Source organism: Pseudovibrio sp. W64 (genome assembly GCF_001623145.1).
Taxonomy (GTDB): Bacteria; Pseudomonadota; Alphaproteobacteria; order Rhizobiales; family Stappiaceae; genus Pseudovibrio.
In genome coordinates, this window is sequence record NZ_LMCI01000040.1 from 1 (window position 1) to 659 (window position 659).

The window sequence follows — 659 nt, forward strand, 5'->3', positions numbered from 1 at the left end:
GCAACGGTGTCCCCGTCCCCATCTGTCGCAATAATCACAGAACCAAAGTCGATGGCAGCAAGCTCATCACCATTGAGAAGCTGAAGGGCAGTGTTCTCACCATTACCGGTCACATGGTCCAGCTGATCAGCTTGCAACACTTCAAATGCACCGGTCTCATTGTTCAGAAGCAAGCCGATGACCGGGCGGCCACCTGCAACACCAATCATCAATGTCAGATTTGTGCCTACTTGTGCATGCTGGAACTGAACCGCATCCCCATCAGAAGACAAGCCAAGATCTGTCAGTTGCTGCGCCGCGTCTCCAACAAAAGTGAACGAGTCGGCGCCAGCATCCCCATCAGCACCAAAATCTACAGTGCCCTGAAGACTTCCTGTCTTGATCGCAGTGCCACTCAAGAACTGAATCCAGTTGCTATTACCTGTACCACCTAAGTCATCAGGGCTCGTACCCGTTGACAGGATCGTGTCGATGTCGTCCTCATCAACAGTCACATCCTGCTGCTGATTAGTCACACGTGGTCCATCATCATCAAACGTCAGAAGATTGCCGACAGAGATCTCAGTTGAAACCGCATCGCCATCTTCATCGGTGACAGTCAGGATTGCACTCACCTTGCCATCAAGCGAGACATGTTCATCAGAAGATCCGGTGTCCGG

General features: G+C 51.7%; 1 protein-coding gene. It reads right to left on the reverse strand.

Annotated features, from left to right (window positions below; genetic code table 11):
- The coding region (locus tag PsW64_RS28030) for a DUF5801 repeats-in-toxin domain-containing protein (RefSeq protein WP_208980977.1) at positions 1–659 on the reverse strand (659 nt) is incomplete at both ends.